A 20,635-nucleotide genomic window follows, 5' to 3' on the forward strand; every position below is an offset into this window, starting at 1 on the left:
GTTTAACTAAGTATTAGTAACCAAGTAATACTAAAAGCCTTTTTTCCCTCGTAGTATATTGATAGATTCGAGGATTAAATTGATGACTAGTAAAAGTACGCCAAAAGTAATAATAAATAATGCAGGTGCCAACGGATAGTTAAGTAAACTAGTTGTTCGAATATCATTTACAAAATAATTTAGTCCTTTTTGAAAATTCGCAATACCTAGAAGTACAAAAACAATTATTGTTAATAGGTTAGTAAATAGTTTGATAATTTTTTTTATATTCACAGAAAACTTATTCTCAAATAATTCAACCGATACGTGCCCACCTTCTTTATAGGTATAACTAATAGACAGATACACAATGATTACAAGTAAATATTCTCCAGTTATTTCAATTGTGCCCGATACTGGTGTATGAAATACAGACCTTAATACAACATCTATCACAATCCACATCATCATAATAAATATTGTTATTGCTGATATTCTGCTAATAAATTCATCTGTTTTAGTCAGAAATTTGTTTAAGTATTTCAAGGCACTACCTCCAATTATCTTTTTAATTTCGTAAATAATTAGTCTATTGGTAAGAAATAAAAGACGTCCCAAAATCCATAGTTTTGAATTTTTTTTCACATTCAACAAAGATTAATTATATTTTTTGACTAATTCTCTAAAAGTAGCCAATGTATTTTCAAGTTGTGGACTATTTTGTTCACTTAAAAATGATTTTTCAATTTCAACATAGAAATTCTTCCATTGTGCTTTTTCACTTTCAGATAATTCATATACATTTACCCCATTCTCCTTGAACCCTTGAATAATTTTATTACTATTATTATCATAGCGATGACCAACACTTTCAGTGAGTTCGTCTCCTACTTCCACTAGGATATTTTGTATATCTTTAGGTAAATCTTGGAATACTCTTTCATTAATAATTAAACCTACAGTAACTCCTCCAAATCCAACACCGTTTGTTCCAAACTTAATTAATTCCCCTAAACCATAATCAGACATTGATACAGCATTCAGATTAATTGAATCATAAACATCTCTTTCAAGTCCTTCATATAATTCTGGTAAAGTAATATTTACCGGAGATGCATTTAGAGCCAATACAGCTTTATTTGTCAATTCTCCAGACACTCTTACTTTCATTCCTTTAATATCTGAAGGAGACTTTATTTCTTTTCCTTTTGTCCAAAGTTCTGCGGGTTGAGCACCTATTGCTAATAAGGGTCTAACACCATTCTTTAAAAAGTCTGTCTCTAACACAGGACTTTGTTTACTAAGTTCATGGTAAGCCATGGTTCCTTCATAAGCTGTTGAATACAAACCTGGAATCTGTATGAGCGCACTCGTGATTGGCATTTTACTTGGGTAATAGGGTGGGAAATAAAAACCAATATCTGTTACACCATCACTAGTCAGTTCAAGCAAATCGCCTGCTTTTCCTAATTGTTCTGCTGGATAAAATTCAAATTCAACTTTTCCCTCCGATAACTCTGTAACCTTTTTCATAAATGGAGTAAACGTCCCTGCATACAAATCGTGAGATTCAGGTTGTGAAACTGCAAATTTCAATATAATTTTTTCTTTTGTTTCTTCAGCTTTTGCAGTATCATTTCCTGTTTCATCACCACCGCTACAAGCTGTGGTGATGATTAGGAGAAAAGCGAACATAAAAACCATCAAAAATTTCCTCATCACTTTTCATTCCCCCTTAGCTTATAATCAAGATAAAGTTATCTTGATTATACAAAGTCTTTTACTATAGTAATTTTGTAGGATTTTTTTCTGAACTACCCAATAAACTTTTTACAATTTTAGAACAGATCCTTATTTACTGATTGGTTCTTTATTCGATATTTCAAGCCAGCAATAACTCATTTGTATTTTTTTACTACTTCTCTATAGTTACTTATTGTTTTATCTATATTAGGATTAGTTTGTTCTTTTAAGAAACTTGCTTCAATTTCAGCATAGAACTTTTGCCATTCCGCTTTTTCATCTTCCGATAATTCATGTACTTTGATCCCAGCTTCCTTAAATTCTTGAATAACCTCGTAGTTATATTTATCGAAGTACTTAGCATTACTTTCCGTAAACTCATCGCCTAATTCTACAAGTACTTCTTGTACGTTTTTAGGCAATCCTTGGAATACCCTTTCATTTATAACTAAACCAACACCACTTCCCCCAAAAGAAACTCCCTCTGTTCCATACTTAACCAATTCACCCATGCCATAATCTTTCATTGATGCAGCGTAAAGGCTTATAGAATCAACAACTCCTCTTTCAAGTGCTTCATACATTTCACTTACTGTAATATTTACAGGTGAAGCACCAAGACTTCCCATTGCTTTGTTGGCTAATTCTCCGGAGATCTTTACTTTCAATCCTTTAAGATCATCTGGAACTTTAATTTCTTTTCCAGTTGTCCAATATTCATATACAGGAATAGCATAGTTAATTATCGGTCTTACACCGTTATTCAAGAAATCTGATTCCAACAAAGGACTTTGTTTGGTAAGTTCATGGTAAGCCATTGTCCCTTCATAAGCTGTTGAATACAATCCCGGCATTGTTAGTAAAGCATTTGTAAGTGGCATCTTATTTGGATAATAAGGGGACATATATAACCCAAGATCTGTTACTCCATCAGCAGTAAGGTCATAGATGTCACCAGTTTTCCCCAATTGTTCAGCAGGATAAAAATCAAATTCAACTTGTCCGTCTGTTAACTCAGTTACCTTTTCCATGAATGGTACAAAAGTTTCTACATTTATAGCATGCGAAGCTGGTTGTGACACTGCTACTTTCAAAGTAATCGTTTCTTTTGATTCTCTAGCCTTCGCAGTTTCTTTACCATCGCTGCATCCAGTAACAACAAGTAACAGTAGAGCAAACATTATAGCCATTATATATTTGCTTTTCATCTTTATTTCCTCCCGGTCATCTTATAGATTCTCAATAGTATTTTATTTTTTCTTCCTTGAACATTTCTATTGTTTCTTTCAACTTAGGATTGTTTTTTTCTTTCACCCAGTCATCTTCTAGTTCAGTATAAAACGCTTGCCATTTTGTTTTTTCTTCTTCCGATAATTGGTGTATATTAATTCCATCATCCTTAAATTTCTGAAGAATCACTTTGACATTTTCATCATAGTATTTTGCAGTACTTTCAGTTACTTCGTCACCTACTTGAACAATTGCCTGCTGTATATTTTCCGGTAAACTTTGGAATACTTTTTCATTGATAACAAGCCCTGCACTAACCCCTCCAAAAGAAAGTCCTTCTGTACCATACTTAATAAGTTCTGCTAATCCATAGTCATTTATGGATGCTGGATTTTGATTAATTGAGTTAAAGACTCCTCTTTCAAGTCCCTCATATAATTCTGGTAAAGCAATATTTACAGGAGCAGCTTCAAGTTTTTTTATAGCAATGTTCAATATATCTCCAGTAACTCTAACTGTCATTCCTTTTAAATCTTCCGGTACTTTAACTTCTTTTTTTGTGGTGAAAATTTCGGATGGCGGTGGGGCCAATAAAAACAACGGCCGTACACCATGCTTTAAGAAATCTGATTCTAACACTGGACTTTGCTTGCTTAATGCATGATAAGCCATTGATCCTTCATAAGCTGTTGAATAAATGCCAGGTATTGCAAGAAGTCCACTCGTTATAGGCATATTATCTGGGATATAAGAAGCATAATAAACACCGATATCCGTAACACCATCACTAGTTAACTCATATAAATCTGCTGCTTTGCCTAATTGTTCCGCAGGAAAATATTCAAATACGACTTGCCCCTCGGTTAATTCAGTTATTTTCTCCATAATAGGTAAAAATGTTTCCGAATGCATTGTATGACTCTCAGGGGTGGATACAGCAAATTTTAGTGTGATTTTTTCTTTTGAACTTTCATTTTTCACTTCACTATTTATAGACTCATCCGTAGCCACCCCACACGCGCCTATCATTAGTAACAATAATGAAAAAAATGTCCAAATTAGATATTTGCTTTTCATTTCACGAGCTCCTTTACTTTTCAATTTGGAGTCTACTTAGTTCCTCTTCTACTAATTTGTGCCTTAGAACTTTTCCTACTGATGTTTTCGGTATCTCATCTCTGAATTCGATAATTCGAGGCACCTTATATTTAGCTAGTCTTTCCGCACACCAACTTTTAATTTCCTCTTCACTTGCAGTACCATTCATAACTAGAATAGCTTTTACCGTTTCACCTCTATATGTATCCGGAATTCCGAACACACAAGCTTCTTTTACTAATGGATGTTCGTATAGAACTTCTTCAACTTCCATTGGATAGATATTATAACCACTAGCAATTATCATTTCTTTTTTACGACCAACTATATAAAAATACCCATCTTCATCTCTAGTAGCGATGTCGCCAGTATATAACCAGCCATTCCGAATCGCCTTTTCAGTTTCCCCCGTACTTTTCCAGTAACCTTTCATCACTTGTGGTCCTTTGACGATAAGCTCTCCTGCTTCACCAATTGGTACTTCCGTTTTTCCAAAGTCAATATCAACTATTTTTGCATCAGTATTTGTAATTGGAATACCAATACTACCGACCTTCAACTTCCCTGGCATCGGATTTCGATGTGATGAAGTTGTTGCTTCTGACTGACCATACCCTTCTATCATTAGTGCATTCGTAACTTGTCGAAACTTCTTAATTACTTCAACCGGCATCGGTGCAGCTCCGGAAACACAAAGCTTTAAACTATGGAAATCATCTTCTCTAAGCTCAGGGTAGTTTAATAATGCAATATACATTGTGGGGGATCCTGTAAAAAGTGTTGGACGGTGCTTTCTAATTAGTTCAATTACTGCTTTAACTTCGAATCTTTTTAAAGAAATATACGTACCGCCCATTGATAAATTGAGTACTAAATTGGTCATTCCCATTGCATGAAACATTGGGGATATACCTAAAAAACTGTTGGGGCCATTCTTGAAAATAAGTTCACCAAAAGAACTAATCTGATTAATGTTAGCGACTATATTAAAATGTGTTAAAATTACTCCTTTCGGTATTCCTGTGGTTCCACCTGTATATTGTAGAACGGCAATATCTTCTGTAGGATTAATAGTCAAATCAGGAAGATTTGTGCCTTTTTCATCTATTAATGCGTAAAAAGATTGTTCATCTTTACCATCGATGAAAAACTTCACTATTTTCTCGGTTAAACCGATATTGTCCAACTTTTTTTCCTCGTCTTTATACCCGATAAACCAGCTAGACTCTGAATCTTTCAATATTTTGTCTAACTCATGAGTCTGATACATCGGATTCACTTGAACGATTGTTCCACCAAGACGATGAACTGCAAAAAAAGTTAGAATATATTCCATACTGTTAGATAGCATTAATGCTAAACGATCACCCTTTTTAAAACCTCGGTTATAAAGTGCAGAAGCAAGATACTCCGTAGTGTTCTTTAATTCGAAGTAACTTAGTCTATGTTCTCCATCAATGACAGCGATATTAGATGAATATTTAGATTCAGATTTCTCAAGTATTTGATAAATCGAAGTAGTTGTTGGAATTTCTATCTTAGAAGAAATGCCTTCCGGATAAAATTTAAGCCATGGTTTCTCCATTTTTGTTCACTCCTCATTATTATTTAATACCATACAATGACAAACATATTCACAGTCTTCGATAGTCATTGATAAAACTCATAAAGAAGCAAAAAAATTTTGTAAAAAGTTATTAGAGAACAAGTAATAACTCAAACAAAAGAAATTTTTCTTACAAATAATTTACTTAAGATTTAGTTTCATTAGTATTTTAAAAGAAAATTCTAAAATTCCACATCTTTATGACTTTTATAAATATTTTTTCGTTATAGTATCGATTCTGCTATAAAAAAATGTCGAATTGAAGTAAATTTCACTATATAAAGAGTCTATACTGTAAACAACTTAGACTTTTTTCCATTTTATTATTAATTAACCGTTGTCTAGACGATTGTTAAGCCATCTTCCACCATCTATGGTTATACATTCTCCATTTATATAACTAGATTCTGAAGCAAATAGAAAATATGCCAAATCTGCAACTTCTTCCGCCCGCCCATAACGTTTAAGAGGAATAGAATCTATTGCCCGCTGTTGAACTTCAGGCTTAATTAATCTTGCCACTCCTTCTGTATTCTCAATCGGTCCTGGAGCAATGCTATTTACTCTAATTCCATACTTGCTTCCCCATTCAACTGCAAGAGTTCGGGTCATTGCTAATACCCCTGCCTTTGCACTCGCAGAATGGACCGTTCCAGGACCAGCACCCCACGCATAGGTTGCAATAATATTAAGAATGCTTCCATTATGCCCCTCCTTAATCCATTCTTTTCCAACGGCTTGAGAGCAATACCAAGTTCCATTCAATACAATATCTACTACAGAATTCCATCCATTAATAGATAGGTCTTCAGCTGGACAAACAAAGTTTCCCGCAGCGTTATTAACGAGAAAATCAATCTTTCCAAAACTCTTTCTTGTCTGCTCAACCATTTCCTGAACTTGAATAGGATCCCTAACATCCATTTGAATAGTTTTTACATTCCCTACAAATGGTTTAAATTCTTCTTTTGCATCATCTAAACGTTCTGCGTTTCTACCGGTAATAACAACGTTCGCACCTTCCATGGCGAACTTTTTCGCCATGGATTTCCCAATACCGCTACTACCTCCTGTGACAACAACTGTTTTACCCTTCACAATGTTTATCCTCCAATATGTTCATTATTATTTTTTAACTTCGAAATAAGCCTGAACTTTCACTTCACCTAGTTCATTTACTGCCCTAGCTTCACAAATCCATCGATCCTCTGTTTCATCCACTATACTTCCATTAATTTCAATTTTCTCTCCTGGTTTGGTCATTGCCTTAAAACGAACGGAGTATTTAGTAAGATCTTTGACTGAAAACCAGTTACCTATGGCTTCTCCTATAAACCCCATAATCATCATTCCATGAGCAATAACTCCTCCCAAACCAGCTTTTTCTGCAAATGGTACAACTGTATGGATTTGATTAAAATCTCCCGAAGCACCAGCATAGCGCACTAGCTGAGTATGAGTAATTTCCTCTTTTTGAAGCGAATCAAATTGATAACCTACGTTCATTTTTTCTCCTCCTAGTGTCTTTCTATAATAGTAGAACGACCGATTAACACCGTTTCATTATTTTGATTAACGAACTCTTTTTTTAGTACAACAAAATTCATAGATGCTTTCGTATAAACATCTTCAACAGTGCTATATACAGTTATTTCATCTCCAGGATTAATGTCCCCTAAATATTCAAAAGCTTGCTCACCATGGAGTACTTTAGAAATATTCAATCCCAACGACTGCGAAGAAGATGACTTACCACCCCAAAACTCTATGACCGTCGGAAACGTTGGAGGGATTATTTCACCATTCATATATTCCTCTTTTTCATCACCAATGGCAGATGCAAATTCTCTAATTTTCCCTTTTTCTACCGTATACGTAAAAGGATCTATTTTTATCTTTTTTATATTTTCTAGTGTTGCACTTAGATTACTCAATCAAATCTCTCCTTTTCTTAAGTTATGAAAGTCCCTTACCTACTATCGCGACAGAAAATACACATTGCATCGGCATTTACCAAAAAATAGAATTCACACATTAGATTTAATCCAAAGTCTCATGACCTGTTACAAATAGTATAAAATCCTACTTGAACAGGCACATGATCTGGTGTCATTAGGTTATAAATATCTGAAAGCGCTTTCTGTAATGGTTAATTTTATGCATCCTTTAAACTAGTGGTTCATATGGAAATACATCCGAACTTACTTCTAGTGGTGTATAACTCGATTTAAGTGAATCCTTGATTGCACTGATACTCTCAATAGACCAACCATCTGAATTATATACAGATCGGACTGGGCGTGGCTGAGAAAAGACCATTATTTCCTTACCTCTAACACCGAAGATTTGCCCTGAAACATCTGCTGCTTCATCTGAGCTTAAAAACGCAACTAGTGGAGCAATATGTGCTGGTGATAACTGTTTTAGTTTTTTCACTCTTGCCTCTTCTGCCTCAGTATTAGTCGGTATCGTACCTATCAATCGACTCCATGCGAACGGTGCTACAGAATTGGCAGTAACGTTATATCTAGCCATATCCAATGCCGTTATTTTAGATAATCCTGCAATACCTAGTTTAGCTGCTGCGTAATTGGCCTGCCCCACATTCCCTATTAAACCCGAAGTAGATGTGAAGTTAATAAAGCGTCCACTCTTTTGCTCTTTAAAATACGGGGCAGCTGCCCGTGTCATATTAAAGGATCCTTTTAAATGAACACTAATAACCGAATCCCATTCTTCCTCGCTCATTTTGAAAAGCATACGGTCTCTTAGAATACCAGCATTATTGACGACAATATCAATTCTTCCAAATTCATTAATTGCCGTTTGTACAATATTATTTGCACTCTCATAATCTGCTACAGAGTCATAATTAGCTACTGCCTGTCCCCCAGCCTCTTTAATCTCCCTAACTACCTCATCTGCTACCTTTGAATCGTTTCCTCCACCGTCAGAACTCCCACCTAAATCATTAACTACAATACGCGCTCCCTCACTTGCCAATAATAATGCTATATCACGCCCTATTCCACGACCGGATCCTGTTACTATTGCAACTTTATCTTCTAATTTTTTCATATTTATCAACCTGCCCTCTATTTTTTTATTATTTTCTAAATACTTTTATCTATTAATATTAAGAAAACTGCGGCTTACGTTTTTCAATGAATGCACTTACTCCTTCTTTAAAGTCTTCCGAATCAAAGCACATTGCTTGGGCAAACCCTTCTAATTCAAATGTTTCATCTATATCCGACAATATACTTTTATTCGTTAACCTTTTTGTTAGCCCCATGGCATTAACTGGATTTTCAGCGAGTTTCCGAGCGATGATCAATGCTTCGCCGAGAACTTCCTCATCCTTTACAACACGATTAACGACACCTAGATTTTGCATTTCTTTTGCACTCACTTTTTCCCCTAAGAGCATCATTTCTAACGCACGATGCCGTCCTACAAGACGTGGAAGGAAGTAAAGAGATCCTAGATCTGGTACTAGACCTACTTTAATAAAACTTTGAATGAAATTAGATGACTCTGCTGCCACTATAAAATCACACGCTAGCGCAACGCTAGTACCTGCCCCAGCCGCGACACCATTGACAGCTGCAATGACTGGCTTCTCCAAATCTAGAATAGACTTAATCATTTCATGTCCTGATTGCAATCTACTTCTTCCTGAAACTAATTCTATATTCTGTAAAGCCTTTAAATCACCTCCAGCAGAAAATGCTAGACCCGTTCCTGTTAATACAATTACTTTTATATTATTAGCTTTTTTAACAGAAACAAAAAAATCCTTTAATTCTTCTCGCATTTCCAAACCTAAAGCATTTCTTGCTTCTGGTCTGTTCAAAGTAACAATACAAACCGCTTGGTCAACTGTCACATCAATAGAATGATAGTTTTTTTCCAACATACAATCTCCTCCCAACATGAATAAACCCTCCTTCGTTTTTGAGGAATATTCATTTAGTCTTTATCCGATTAACGCCGTGGCGTACTCCACATTTTTTTATTAGTGAAAATGGTTTCTGGTATTCCACACTAATATTTTTATCCTCTTATTCTCTTTAACTATCATTAGACCAATCTGTTCATTTACATCAAAAAAAGATTAACATATAGGTTTTCTTACACTATTTCAGTTATAACACTCCTTAAAATCTATCGCACATTAGTTATTTCAATAATACAAATAGTTTTAAAATAACAAGCAAACAACCCCTTTCCACAAATTTTCAGAATTAATTTATAATTCTATCTTCCGCTTTATTTTATATACAAAAAAAATTTTTGTCAACGAATTTTAAATATAAAAAATTTATTTGCCCATTTACTATTTTTTAATGCATACCCAATTAGACTCTTCAAATCCCATTTTCTAGTTCACTGATCCTCCTTCTAATTTTGATTCTTTTTTATTTCTCCATAAATTAACATGAAATAGTATATAAACTTATTATTGTCACCATACAAAACAGCAGTTCAGGAAAGAATCCTAAACTGCTGTTTTAACACAATTTTCCTATTGAATTTTTTGATCCGTAAATAATACAAATAAATCCCTCTCTGTAATTTCTGCTTTACCACTTAAATTGTTACACACTAAATAGCCCCAGTTTCCCAGGGCCTTACCCTTTTTTGATTGCTCAAGTAAAATACTCTAACTTGGCATTCGGAAAGTACTTTTCCATATAACTATATAGATGAGATTTTATTTCATCCTCTTCGTCTTTTTGGTAAATATACTTACCAATTCCATACTTGCCCCATTTGTAGCGTCTTTTTTCTTCATCTAGCTCCAATTTTGACTTTGGGTAGTTCTTTTCAATTACTTTTTTCGCGGGCTTCGTAAACCGGTGTTGAATGAATTCAAATGTAATATCCTCTCTTGCATCTTGCGGCAATTCCTCGTCAAGTCGCTCAAACATTTGGCGGTAGCCTTCTTCCCAGCCTTCATGCAGGTAAATGGGAGCGATGATAAAGCCAAGTGGGTAGCCAGCTCTCGCTACTTTTCCTGCAGCTTCTATTCTTTTATTTAGAGGAGATGTGCCGGGTTCAAAATTTTTAATGACATAATCAGCGTTTACGCTAAATCTGAATCGCGTATTACCATTATGCTTGGCGTCCAGTAAATGGTCGACAAAATGGAATTTCGTCACAAAACGCAGCCTGCCTAGTTCTGTTTGACCAATATGTTCAATTGCTCTCTTTAATGAATGCGTCAAATGGTCAATTCCCACAATATCGGATGTACACGCAGCCTCGAAGCGGGTAATCTCAGGTGCGCGTTCTTCGATGTAGCGATCAGCCGCTTCAAAAATCTCCTCCACGTTTACGTAAGTTCGAATATATGGTTTGCTGCCCATCGTCGTTTGCAAATAACAATAATGACAATGCCCCATACAACCCGTCGCAAGAGGAATTGCATATTCAGCTGAAGGCTTGGACGTATCGAATTTTAACGTTTTTCGAATGCCTACGACTAAGGTGGATTTTGCGATACGATATTTTTGAGCGTCCGTATCACCTGGCAAATCCCGAATTTGATTATGCGAAGTCGTAAAGCGCGTTTCAATCCCCATTTTCTCGAACTTTTCCTTCAATTCTTTTCCAAGTGGATAATCAAGTGCATTTGGCTCAAAATAGACAAGCTGTGGTGTGAAGGGTTTATTCATATTGCGAACTACCTAATCCATAATTATTATCCATTTGATCACCTTTCTCTTTTTAAATAGCTTGTCTTAAAAGTGAGAAATTATGAAAATGGATTAAGTGAGTGTTCGAAACTATTCAGTAAAATTTTTATTAGTTTATGTTCTGCTATTATATTTCCTACGATAAAAGCCCCCAATATAATTGGAGGCTTAATACAATAATAAATTATTCTAATATGAGCCACTCTTTGAAAAAACCTGTATGATCTTCCTGATGATACTCATTAAAGAATTCTATAAAGGTTTTAGTATCCACATATTGATATTTAAATTCATTAAAATAAGCTGATAAAAATTTGATTGTCTCTTCATGTCCACCATGTGCTTTAAAGAAATCTCTTAGAATTGCTGGAATTTCTCCGTATATTATAGGACCAAGCTGCGCACCAAAATCTGTAACTGGAATATTAGCAAACACCTTTCCTATTTTTCTTTCAGCAAAAAGATTTATTTCATGAAAACCTATTTGTTCGCCAACATTACTGGAACTAAAACTTAATGTACGGTAGGTTCCCTCCAATAGTGCAGTTAAACTTTCATCTAACCAAGATTCTTCATAAGGATCACTGGACACCATAAAATAAAACCATTGATGAGCAATTTCATGTATAAGTGTTCTCTCATATTTCCCAGGGGAGTATCCCAATACTTCTACAATATTTGGGTATTCCATTCCTGAATCATTTGCAACAATATCTAACTCTTTATTCGGATTGTCACCTATATTTTTTTCCATAAATAAAAACGCTCTTTCGGCTTCCAAAATCATTTGATGTAAAGTATCTGGTTCATCATACGGATAAAAGTATCTGATTGTTGTATCATTTGCTACCAGAGACTCACTAATCCATTCTTCGGGATCGAGAAATGCGATATAAAAATCTTTTATATTTGTCCCTTGTGTCTTTCCGCTTTTGGTAGGCTTGGGTTCCCCATCTTCTCCAGAACTGGCAACCAAGTAATCCTTAGCTAACTCATAGGTAATCTCATAGTCTCCATACCCTGTATCATAGAATTCCCCATTATGATAATAAGGATTCAAATCCCATTTGTCATTATATCTACCTAGCATTGGATACCATAATGCTAAATAGAAGTTATTGTCTACTTTCGACAATCGTTGCCCTTCTAATGGCGGCAATAATAAATAGTCTACTGTTAATATTGTTTTTTCTCCTGGCTTAACATTAGATTTTGGAGTGATAAATAGCATGGTATTTTCAAGACTATAGGATAACTCTTCGCCATCTTTACCTCTAATAGAAGTAATCTCCGCTTCTCCTGTATATGGTAACGTATAGTATTTGTTCCCTACCGTCGTTATATTTGGGATAAAATAAAAACCAATATCCTCCCATACACCTTTGGATTCATTGCTAACTTCTATCTCCGCAAATATGTGGAAACGTAAATCCTCCGCCTGGCGAATATCTATTTTGTAATTTCCTCTGGAACCTGGAAGTTCTGAAACAGGTACCTTGCTTACCTTTTTTGTAGGTAGTATTTCTAGTGCTTCAACTTCTGGTTCTACTACAGCTATCTTAGGTTCTTTCTCTAGCATAAAGAACCCTCCAACCACTAGAAAAATTATACACATTCCTGTAGCAAAGTACGCTTTTGTTTTCACTATCACTCCTCCTTTCTTTCATTCTAACTAATTTAAAAATATCCTTTATTTTGCAAATTAATCCTATCGCGATAAATGATAGATCACCGATCACCAATGCTCCCAACATTAAAACTCTACGACTGTTATACGTTATTTTCCCTACTAATAGTGACCCAATTACATAGCCAAGTAGTAAAGTGACAACCAAAGATTATTCCTGATTCATAATTCGTTTTGCAGCATCCTTTAATAAACAAATAAGCGCTTCAATATCGTACTCTTCTTGACGAATAACAGGAAATGTTACTGATAGCGTGCCAAGTAATAAGTTACCTTTAGCAAAAATTGGTACGCTTATGGACATGGCACCTTTTACACGCTCTCCTTTAGTCATTGCATATCCATGGTTTCGAATAAACGATAATTGCTTAAGAAGGACTTCTTTCGAATCTACCGTAGTTTCCGTAATTTTTTTGAATTCATTAGTACTTATATAGTTTTGAATAAATGCATTGTCTTGATAGGCAAGTAAAATCTTAGCTGAGGCTCCCGCATACAATGGCGAAGTATGCCCAACAAAAGTAAGTGCTGACAGTTCGTGACGACTCGGCAAATTATAGATACAACGACGCTCATCATGTTCAATAATATTTAATGAGACATTCTCTTTTGTTTGGTCATTCAATTCTTCCATTATTGGTATGGTTCTAGAAAGAAGTACGTCATTTTTTTTAACCAGTTGACCTAAAAACATAAGCTCTAGTCCTAATGAATACTGTTTGGTTTTCTCATCTTTTACAAGAAAACCTTCGTAAACTAATGTACTAACGATTCTCTGTAAACTAGAAATAGAAATTTCAGTTCCCTTAGAAATTTCAGTTAATGATAATTTTGGTTGATCTACAGAAAATGCACGTAACACTTGAATCACTCGGTGAATCGAAGACATAGAATAATTACTTTTAAATGTTTCTTCCTTCAAGGTGTGCACCTCTTTCATAATTATTCCCTTTATAGTAGATTATTTTCTTTAAATATTGCTACTCCCTCTTTTTTCAAATCAAGAAGTTCCTGAAATACTTCCTCATTATGCTGACCTAATGTTGGAGGAGCCATTCTTGTCTTCACATTAAGTCCACTATGTTTTAAAGGACTGGCAAGCAGTTTTACTTCACCTACTTCGTGTAACAAGTTTTCAATGCCTCCACGAGCAATTATTTGTTCTTGATCTAATGCTTGCTGAATATTATTCACGCGCCCAACCGGGACTTTGGCATCAGAAAGAATATCTACCCATTGGTCAGATTTTTTCTTTTTCAATACTTCCTCTATTAAAATCACCAAATCATTTTCATATTTTTTTCGGTCATTGTTTGTTATAAATCGTGAATCATTACCCCATTCTGGGTGACCAAGCGCGGCAGCAAACTTCCTAAATAACCCGTCATTACCAGCACAAATCATAATAGCGAAGTCTCCGGTTTGGAATACTTGATAAGGTGCCACGTTATTGTGTTGATTTCCTTTTCTCTCTGAAATCATTCCTGTGTTCAAATATGCACTTGCAACGTTAGCCATGCTTGCAACTTGAACGTCAAGTAGTGAAAGATCAATATATTGCCCTTCACCTGACATATCTCGCTGACGAATCGCAGTTACCACGCTAAGAGCAACATACACAGAGGTGATAATATCAGCAATCGGTATACCTACTTTTGTTGCAACATCTTGGGGACTACCAGTCACATCCATTAACCCACTCATTGCCTGGATAACAGGGTCAAAACCTGGTAATTCGCTAAGTGGTCCTGTTTGCCCGAATCCAGTGACAGAACACACAATAATTCCCGGTTTTTTCTCCTTTAACACGTCATAATCTATACCTAACTTCTTCATTGTTCCAGCTTTAAAATTCTCAATAACTACATCTGATTTTTCAACTAGATCAAAGAAAAGTAGCTTCCCTTCTTCTGACTTCAAATCTAGAGTGACAGATCGTTTGTTGCGATTTGCACTTAAATAATAGGTACTCTCTCCCTTTAAAAAAGGTCCCCAATCCCTCATACTATCAGAACCACCGGGCGGCTCTATTCTAATAACGTCTGCTCCCAAGTCTCCTAATATCATGGCACCAGCAGGAGCTGCATAAACACGTGATAGATCCAATACTCGTATATCATGTAAAGGTTGAATCATTTTACTACACCCCTTTTCATAGTTTTCTCCTAATCTCCTACTTTCCAAATTCCGGTTTTCTTTTCTCCATGACCGCCTGCACACCTTCCTTATGATCCTCTTCTTCCATCACGAAGGCCATTTTCGATGAGATATAATCTAGTGATGAGCGTAAAGTCATTTCACTGTTCTGATATACTGCCCGTTTAATAAGCTGAGTTGCAAGCTGAGGGCCACTTACCAATTTTTCCGCATAATCATCGACCGTTCGTTCTAGTTCCTCATCTGGAACTACAAATGTAATTAGTCCTCGTTCTTTCGCTACCTTAGCCGTTAAAACTTCTCCCGTCCACAACATATGCAACGCCATATCTCGCCCTACAAGTCGAGGCAAAAAGTATGCCCCTCCATCTCCAGGGACTAATCCGACTTTAATATAACTTTCAGATAGTTTAGCTGACTCGGCCACAAAGCGAATATCACACATCAGAGCCATATCAAGTCCTGCACCAAAAGCTACTCCATGCACTTTTGCAATCACTGGTTTATCAATTTCTTCTAATAGAAGTGGAATTCGTTGTACTTTTTTCCAAAGCGAATTTTTTCTCCTAATTCCATTTGAAATATTATCTTTTTCTGATTTATAAAATCCCTTGCCCGCAATCATCTCTTTAATATCCCCACCAGAACAGAAGCCTTTTCCTGCTCCCTGAACAATCAACACAGATATTTCATCTGAATCACGTACTTTTTCAAGTGCATCAATCCATAAATCTAACATTTCACCACTAAATGCATTTAAAGCCTCTGGGCGATTTAAAGTGATTTTTGCAACTTTATTATTTACTTCAAATAGTAAATCAGACATGAACTTCCGCTCCTTTGACTTGAGTAATCGATTCCCAAATTGTTTCTTCACGTGCGAGGTACATCGTAGCTAACTGATCTGCCCAATATGTCTCATTTCCACCTTCTTCACGCCATGCCCACAGACGTCTCGTAAAATGATGCAATTCATGTTCATAGGTCATCCCTATTCCTGCATGTAACTGGTGTGCAGCCTTTGCTACTAAATTTGCATTTGCTGAAAGCTCAATTTTCGCCATTGCTATTTGCTCTTTTCCTACATCTGTCTGATATGTTGCGCTCGTTACAGCTAAAGTTGCATTTGCTGCAGCAGTTTCACCGGCCATTACAGTTAAGTGTTGCTGAATTGCTTGGAATTTGTATAGAGAGCGTCCAAACTGTTGACGTTCTTTGGAGTAAAAAATAGATAATGCTAATACACTTTCCATCGCCCCAGCCATCATCGCAACTCGGCTAAGTGCTAAGAAGTTTGTATAATCTTCTAGAGCTTCTTCAGATGTAGTATTTAATTTTCTGTTCTCTAATCGCTGTATTACCTTTACAGTGTCTCGGGGTTCAGCAGCAATATTTTCCTTGTTGCTACTAATTTCATTTAAAGCAAGGTTAACTACCTTATAGCCTTCTGTTGATATCACAATTACTTCATCTGCATATCGAGCAAACGGGACGTATTTTAGTTCCTCTTCACTTCCATTTTCAAAATGTACGACTCGTAGCTTAGGTTCAACTTCTCCTTCATGATTCGCTATGAACTGATTGGCATAAATTACTTCTGCTAAAGGAATAGGAGCTGCATACTTTCCGACAATGCGTAAAATAGCAAACACATCTTCATAGTCACCACCAACCCCTCCTTTTTCTTCATCAATACTAAGGAGTGTCAATCCAGCCTCTTGTATCGCTTGCCATAATGGCACATTCCATTCCCCTTCTTCGAATCGTTCACGCTGTTCTTTTGTCGATAAGACTTTTAAAATTTTTTCCGTTGTACCTTCAATATACGATTTCATTTCACTCATGCATAAACCACCCCTTTCGCCACAATACCTCTCATGATTTCAGTTGTTCCCCCGCGAAGAGTAAATCCTGGACCATGGAGAATAGATTCGGTTAGTAAACGAGTATATTCATCAGTGGACCGCTTATCAGGTAGTGTTGGTAACAATAATCGAATCACTTCTGCCACATGCTGTTCAAAATTAGTTCCTAAATCTTTAACGAGGGCTGCTGCCAAATTAACATCTTTTTTCTCTTCTAATAGAGCTGCTATCCCAGCTGACATATTACGAAGATACCACATTCGGCTAACTAGTTTTGAGGCTTCCATCAATCCTAGATGATCCTTTTTTTCTTTTAGTAAGGCGATAGCAGCCTCAAGTAATGGAAATGTACTCAAAATTCGTTCTGGACCACTTCTTTCGAAAGCTAGTTCCGTCATTCCTTGTGCCCATCCCTCTCCTATTTTCCCAACTACTCGATTATCAGGAACGAAAACGTTTTCAAGAAAAACTTCATTGAAATGGTGATCACCTGTTAAGTACTGAATTGGACGAATGCTAACTCCTTCAGACTTTAAATCAACGATTAACTGGCTCATCCCATGGTGGCGCTTATTCGGATCCTGTGGAGTAGTACGACATAAGGTGATCATATAATGTGAATGATGTGCACCTGATGTCCATGTCTTCATACCATTCACTATCCATCCACCCTCTACTTTCTTGGCACTTGTCTTCAGTGAAGCAAGGTCAGAACCTGAATTTGGTTCAGAAAGCCCTATAGAAAAATAACATTCCCCTTTTATAATTTTCGGGATAAAAAAATCTTTTTGCTCGTCTGTACCGAATTTTAACAGCAACGGTCCTGTCTGACGATCAGCGAACCAATGAGATGCAACAGGAGCACCTATTGCTAGTAATTCCTCCGTGATGATGTAACGATCGATTGAAGATCTTGCCTGTCCTCCGTATTTCTTAGGGAAAGTGATTCCAATCCATCCTTGTTGGCCAAGTTTCTTGGAAAATTCAGAGCTGTAACCACTTAACCAAGAATCCGCATGCGTTTCAAAACTCCCTTTTGCCTTTTCTTCTTTTAAAAAAGAGCGAACTATCTGTCGGAATTCTTTCTGTTTTTCTGTAAATTCAAATGCCGGAAGTTGTAATTGCTTCATTATTATCTCCCCTTTTACCGATATACGGTAATAGTTATTCTTTAATGGTAACTAATCACATAATATAGAATGATAATTTAATTGTCAATTCTGAATTTATAGAAAATTAAAAGCATCATAATTGATTCATTTCGTCTTTCGACATATTTAATCTAAGGATGCTTAAAGGATGGAAAAATTAGTTTTCTTTCCAAAGTATCGATAAGCATCCTTATCAATACTTATAAATAGTACAAGTTGGTAGAATAACGAGATTTCAAATTAAATTTGAATAATTGAAGGTAAATAAACAAAAGAAAATCATTCTAGTTTAAGTATGCATTTGTAGTGAATACACAAATAAGGAATGATTCTCTATTGCTATTTACAAAGATTAAAAGTCTCAAATGCCCAAGGTTAATTACTTATATTTATTGGGAGAGATTGTAAATAACCTAAGCATCTTTTAGCCGAAGCTCTTGGAGCTGTAAGAATAGGAACAGTCGTATTTAGCTGATCGGCGATATGAGCCATACTATATTGAGAGAGGACAATTACATCTACCTTTGCTTCTACTTGATGAACCATTTTCCGTATCCTTTCATCATGTTCATCCTTCTTACCTAATGAAAGTAGATGAATAAGTCCCGGTTCAACTAGAGACTCCACTAAAATTTCAGGATTCCTTTCTGTTATATAACTAAGTAAGGCAATTGGGGTTTCTCTAACTGTAGATACTAAACCAATCCGCTCATATTTTAGTGCTTCATCGAGCATAGCTTCATCAGAACGGAACAACTTAACGGGATATAGAGGTTGAAGAATATCTGTTACATTGTTAAATGCAGAGCAAGTAAGCAAAATGCAGTCTACGTCTGATTGGACAGCTAAATTAATCAGTAATGAAAATCTTCTAATAATTTCTGGTGTAAGCGAGCCACTACTTTCGATCATAGAGAACAAGCCCGTATCCATGAAATGTAGAAGTTGAACGTCAGGCGCTTCATTATTGAACGCTTTTTCTATAGGTTTTAATGCGGTCGTTGTAGCGTGAATTAATCCGACTTTCATAAATTCCCCCCTAAATCTATGGTTTTATTAATCTGAGTTGTCTAAAGCATATCCTCAAAACGAAACAAGTTCTCCGAAGTTACTTAAACCATCGATTAGATTTTTCGAATGAGAAAAGGTATATACCTATTTTTGTTAGTATTATATCGTTAACTCCAATGACACTAGTTCATAAAATTCTAGAAATCTTTAACGTTTTTCAATCTGTTCAATTTTATTCACAACTTCTTTTCCAATCTCTAGTGCCGCCGTTGCGGCTGGGGAAGGTGCATTACATACATGAACACTACTCTGGCCATTTACGATGAAGAAGTCATCCACAAGACTACCATCACTTTTAAGTGCTTGTGCGCGCACGCCGGCTGGTGCAGCAATCAAGTCATCTTCCGAAATATCAGGGATAAGAATACGTGCATTCTCAACAAATCTTTTTTTACTCACGGATCGAACGATTTCTTCCAAGCCTTCCTTTGAATTTTTCAATCCTAGCTTCCAAAAGCCTGAATATGTAATCATTTCTCCAAAGTCTTTTAAATTAAATGACGTTTTTTTATATGCCTCTCTTTTAAATCCTGGTACTGCATTTGGACCAACGTCAACTTCTCCATCAATCATCCTTGTGAAATGTACGCCCAAAAATGGAAAGTTCGGGTTGGGTACGGGATAGATGAGGTTTTTAACAAGCGATCTTTTTTCTTTCTTAAGTTTGAAGTATTCACCGCGAAAAGGAAAAATTTTCATATCTATTACATAGCCGGCCATTTTTGCTATTCTGTCGCTATGTAATCCGGTGCAATTTATAAGAAACTTTGCTTTGTAGGTTTTATTTGTTGTTTCAACTGTTACTTCATTCGGTTGCTCGTCAATTGCTTTCACTTCTGCATTATTTTCAATTAATCCGCCGGTACTTCGAATAATCTCTGCCATTTTTTCTGCAACGGTTTTATAATTAACAATTCCTGTTGTTGAAAGATGAATTGCTTCGATTCCATTTACATGGGGTTCTTTTTCAAGTAATTCCTCTTTATTTAATCTTCTGACTTCAAGTTTATTTTGAAGGGCTCGATTATAAAGTTTTTCAAGTTCTGGTAACTCTTTTGGATTCGTTGCAACAATAACTTTTCCACAAATGTCATGGGGAATTCCGTTTGTTTCGCAAAAAGCCCGCATACTTTCACTTCCGGCTTTTGCAAACTTCGCTTTATAACTCCCCGGTTTATAATAAATTCCAGAATGAATAACCCCACTGTTATGTCCCGTTTGATGCAGTGCAAGTTCTGATTCTTTTTCTAGTATTGCGAGTTTCGCGTTAGGATTTCTTTCAAGAATTGTCATCCCTACTGCCAAACCTACAATTCCTCCGCCGATAATAAGATAATCATTCAAAT

General features: G+C 35.9%; 19 protein-coding genes. All 19 read right to left on the reverse strand.

Annotated elements, in window-relative coordinates:
- Nucleotides 1-30 precede the first annotated feature (30 nt).
- The 19 genes from ACIQYS_RS05055 to lhgO all read right to left on the reverse strand — a co-directional run bounded on the left by ACIQYS_RS05055 (nucleotide 31) and on the right by lhgO (nucleotide 20,633).
- A complete protein-coding gene (locus ACIQYS_RS05055) occupies nucleotides 31-525 on the reverse strand; it encodes a TRAP transporter small permease (RefSeq protein ID WP_402975783.1) in 495 nt (164 codons plus the stop codon).
- Between the two features lie 111 nt (nucleotides 526-636).
- On the reverse strand, nucleotides 637-1,698 hold the full coding sequence (dctP, locus tag ACIQYS_RS05060) for a TRAP transporter substrate-binding protein DctP (RefSeq protein WP_402976015.1): 1,062 nt from the start codon (nucleotides 1,696-1,698) through the stop codon (nucleotides 637-639).
- A gap of 179 nt (nucleotides 1,699-1,877) precedes the next feature.
- On the reverse strand, nucleotides 1,878-2,930 hold the full coding sequence (locus ACIQYS_RS05065; RefSeq protein WP_402975785.1) for a TRAP transporter substrate-binding protein: 1,053 nt from the start codon (nucleotides 2,928-2,930) through the stop codon (nucleotides 1,878-1,880).
- A gap of 31 nt (nucleotides 2,931-2,961) precedes the next feature.
- Entirely contained in the window at nucleotides 2,962-4,029 is a 1,068-nt protein-coding gene (locus tag ACIQYS_RS05070) for a TRAP transporter substrate-binding protein (RefSeq protein ID WP_402975787.1), read from the reverse strand.
- 13 nt (nucleotides 4,030-4,042) lie between these two features.
- Nucleotides 4,043-5,635: a long-chain-fatty-acid--CoA ligase gene (locus ACIQYS_RS05075; protein WP_402975789.1), complete on the reverse strand. Its 1,593-nt coding sequence runs from the start codon at nucleotides 5,633-5,635 to the stop codon at nucleotides 4,043-4,045.
- 351 nt (nucleotides 5,636-5,986) lie between these two features.
- Complete coding sequence (fadH, locus tag ACIQYS_RS05080; protein ID WP_402975791.1) at nucleotides 5,987-6,754, reverse strand: 2,4-dienoyl-CoA reductase; 768 nt, start codon at nucleotides 6,752-6,754, stop codon at nucleotides 5,987-5,989.
- A gap of 27 nt (nucleotides 6,755-6,781) precedes the next feature.
- Nucleotides 6,782-7,162, reverse strand: a complete 381-nt coding sequence (locus ACIQYS_RS05085; RefSeq protein WP_402975793.1) for a MaoC/PaaZ C-terminal domain-containing protein — start codon at nucleotides 7,160-7,162, stop codon at nucleotides 6,782-6,784.
- 11 nt (nucleotides 7,163-7,173) lie between these two features.
- Nucleotides 7,174-7,590 carry an FAS1-like dehydratase domain-containing protein gene (locus tag ACIQYS_RS05090; protein WP_402975796.1) on the reverse strand — a complete coding sequence of 139 codons (417 nt, stop codon included), beginning with the start codon at nucleotides 7,588-7,590 and terminating at the stop codon, nucleotides 7,174-7,176.
- Nucleotides 7,591-7,822: 232 nt separating this feature from the next.
- Nucleotides 7,823-8,734, reverse strand: coding sequence for an SDR family NAD(P)-dependent oxidoreductase (locus tag ACIQYS_RS05095; protein WP_402975800.1), 912 nt, complete (start codon nucleotides 8,732-8,734; stop codon nucleotides 7,823-7,825).
- 58 nt (nucleotides 8,735-8,792) lie between these two features.
- Nucleotides 8,793-9,575, reverse strand: a complete 783-nt coding sequence (locus ACIQYS_RS05100) for an enoyl-CoA hydratase/isomerase family protein (RefSeq protein ID WP_402975801.1) — start codon at nucleotides 9,573-9,575, stop codon at nucleotides 8,793-8,795.
- A 733-nt stretch (nucleotides 9,576-10,308) separates the two neighbouring features.
- Complete coding sequence (splB, locus tag ACIQYS_RS05105; protein WP_402975803.1) at nucleotides 10,309-11,337, reverse strand: spore photoproduct lyase; 1,029 nt, start codon at nucleotides 11,335-11,337, stop codon at nucleotides 10,309-10,311.
- A gap of 205 nt (nucleotides 11,338-11,542) precedes the next feature.
- Nucleotides 11,543-13,003 (reverse strand): M1 family aminopeptidase, encoded by a 1,461-nt coding sequence (locus tag ACIQYS_RS05110; RefSeq protein WP_402975805.1) that lies wholly within the window; start codon nucleotides 13,001-13,003, stop codon nucleotides 11,543-11,545.
- A gap of 193 nt (nucleotides 13,004-13,196) precedes the next feature.
- Nucleotides 13,197-13,967 carry an IclR family transcriptional regulator gene (locus tag ACIQYS_RS05115; RefSeq protein WP_402975807.1) on the reverse strand — a complete coding sequence of 257 codons (771 nt, stop codon included), beginning with the start codon at nucleotides 13,965-13,967 and terminating at the stop codon, nucleotides 13,197-13,199.
- A gap of 29 nt (nucleotides 13,968-13,996) precedes the next feature.
- Complete coding sequence (locus tag ACIQYS_RS05120) at nucleotides 13,997-15,181, reverse strand: CaiB/BaiF CoA transferase family protein (protein WP_402975809.1); 1,185 nt, start codon at nucleotides 15,179-15,181, stop codon at nucleotides 13,997-13,999.
- A gap of 37 nt (nucleotides 15,182-15,218) precedes the next feature.
- On the reverse strand, nucleotides 15,219-16,028 hold the full coding sequence (locus ACIQYS_RS05125) for an enoyl-CoA hydratase/isomerase family protein (RefSeq protein ID WP_402975811.1): 810 nt from the start codon (nucleotides 16,026-16,028) through the stop codon (nucleotides 15,219-15,221).
- A complete protein-coding gene (locus ACIQYS_RS05130) occupies nucleotides 16,021-17,046 on the reverse strand; it encodes an acyl-CoA dehydrogenase family protein (protein WP_402975813.1) in 1,026 nt (341 codons plus the stop codon). The genes ACIQYS_RS05125 and ACIQYS_RS05130 overlap by 8 nt, the downstream gene beginning before the upstream one ends.
- Nucleotides 17,043-18,197 carry an acyl-CoA dehydrogenase family protein gene (locus tag ACIQYS_RS05135; protein WP_402975815.1) on the reverse strand — a complete coding sequence of 385 codons (1,155 nt, stop codon included), beginning with the start codon at nucleotides 18,195-18,197 and terminating at the stop codon, nucleotides 17,043-17,045. The genes ACIQYS_RS05130 and ACIQYS_RS05135 overlap by 4 nt, the downstream gene beginning before the upstream one ends.
- A gap of 396 nt (nucleotides 18,198-18,593) precedes the next feature.
- Nucleotides 18,594-19,247, reverse strand: coding sequence for an aspartate/glutamate racemase family protein (locus ACIQYS_RS05140; protein ID WP_402975817.1), 654 nt, complete (start codon nucleotides 19,245-19,247; stop codon nucleotides 18,594-18,596).
- A gap of 189 nt (nucleotides 19,248-19,436) precedes the next feature.
- The gene (gene lhgO / locus ACIQYS_RS05145; RefSeq protein ID WP_402975819.1) at nucleotides 19,437-20,633 is read right to left on the reverse strand and encodes an L-2-hydroxyglutarate oxidase; all 1,197 of its coding nucleotides are present in this window, start codon (nucleotides 20,631-20,633) and stop codon (nucleotides 19,437-19,439) included.
- Between the last annotated feature and the right edge of the window lie 2 nt (nucleotides 20,634-20,635).

Source organism: Psychrobacillus sp. NPDC096426 (assembly GCF_044762745.1).
Lineage (GTDB): Bacteria > Bacillota > Bacilli > Bacillales_A > Planococcaceae > Psychrobacillus.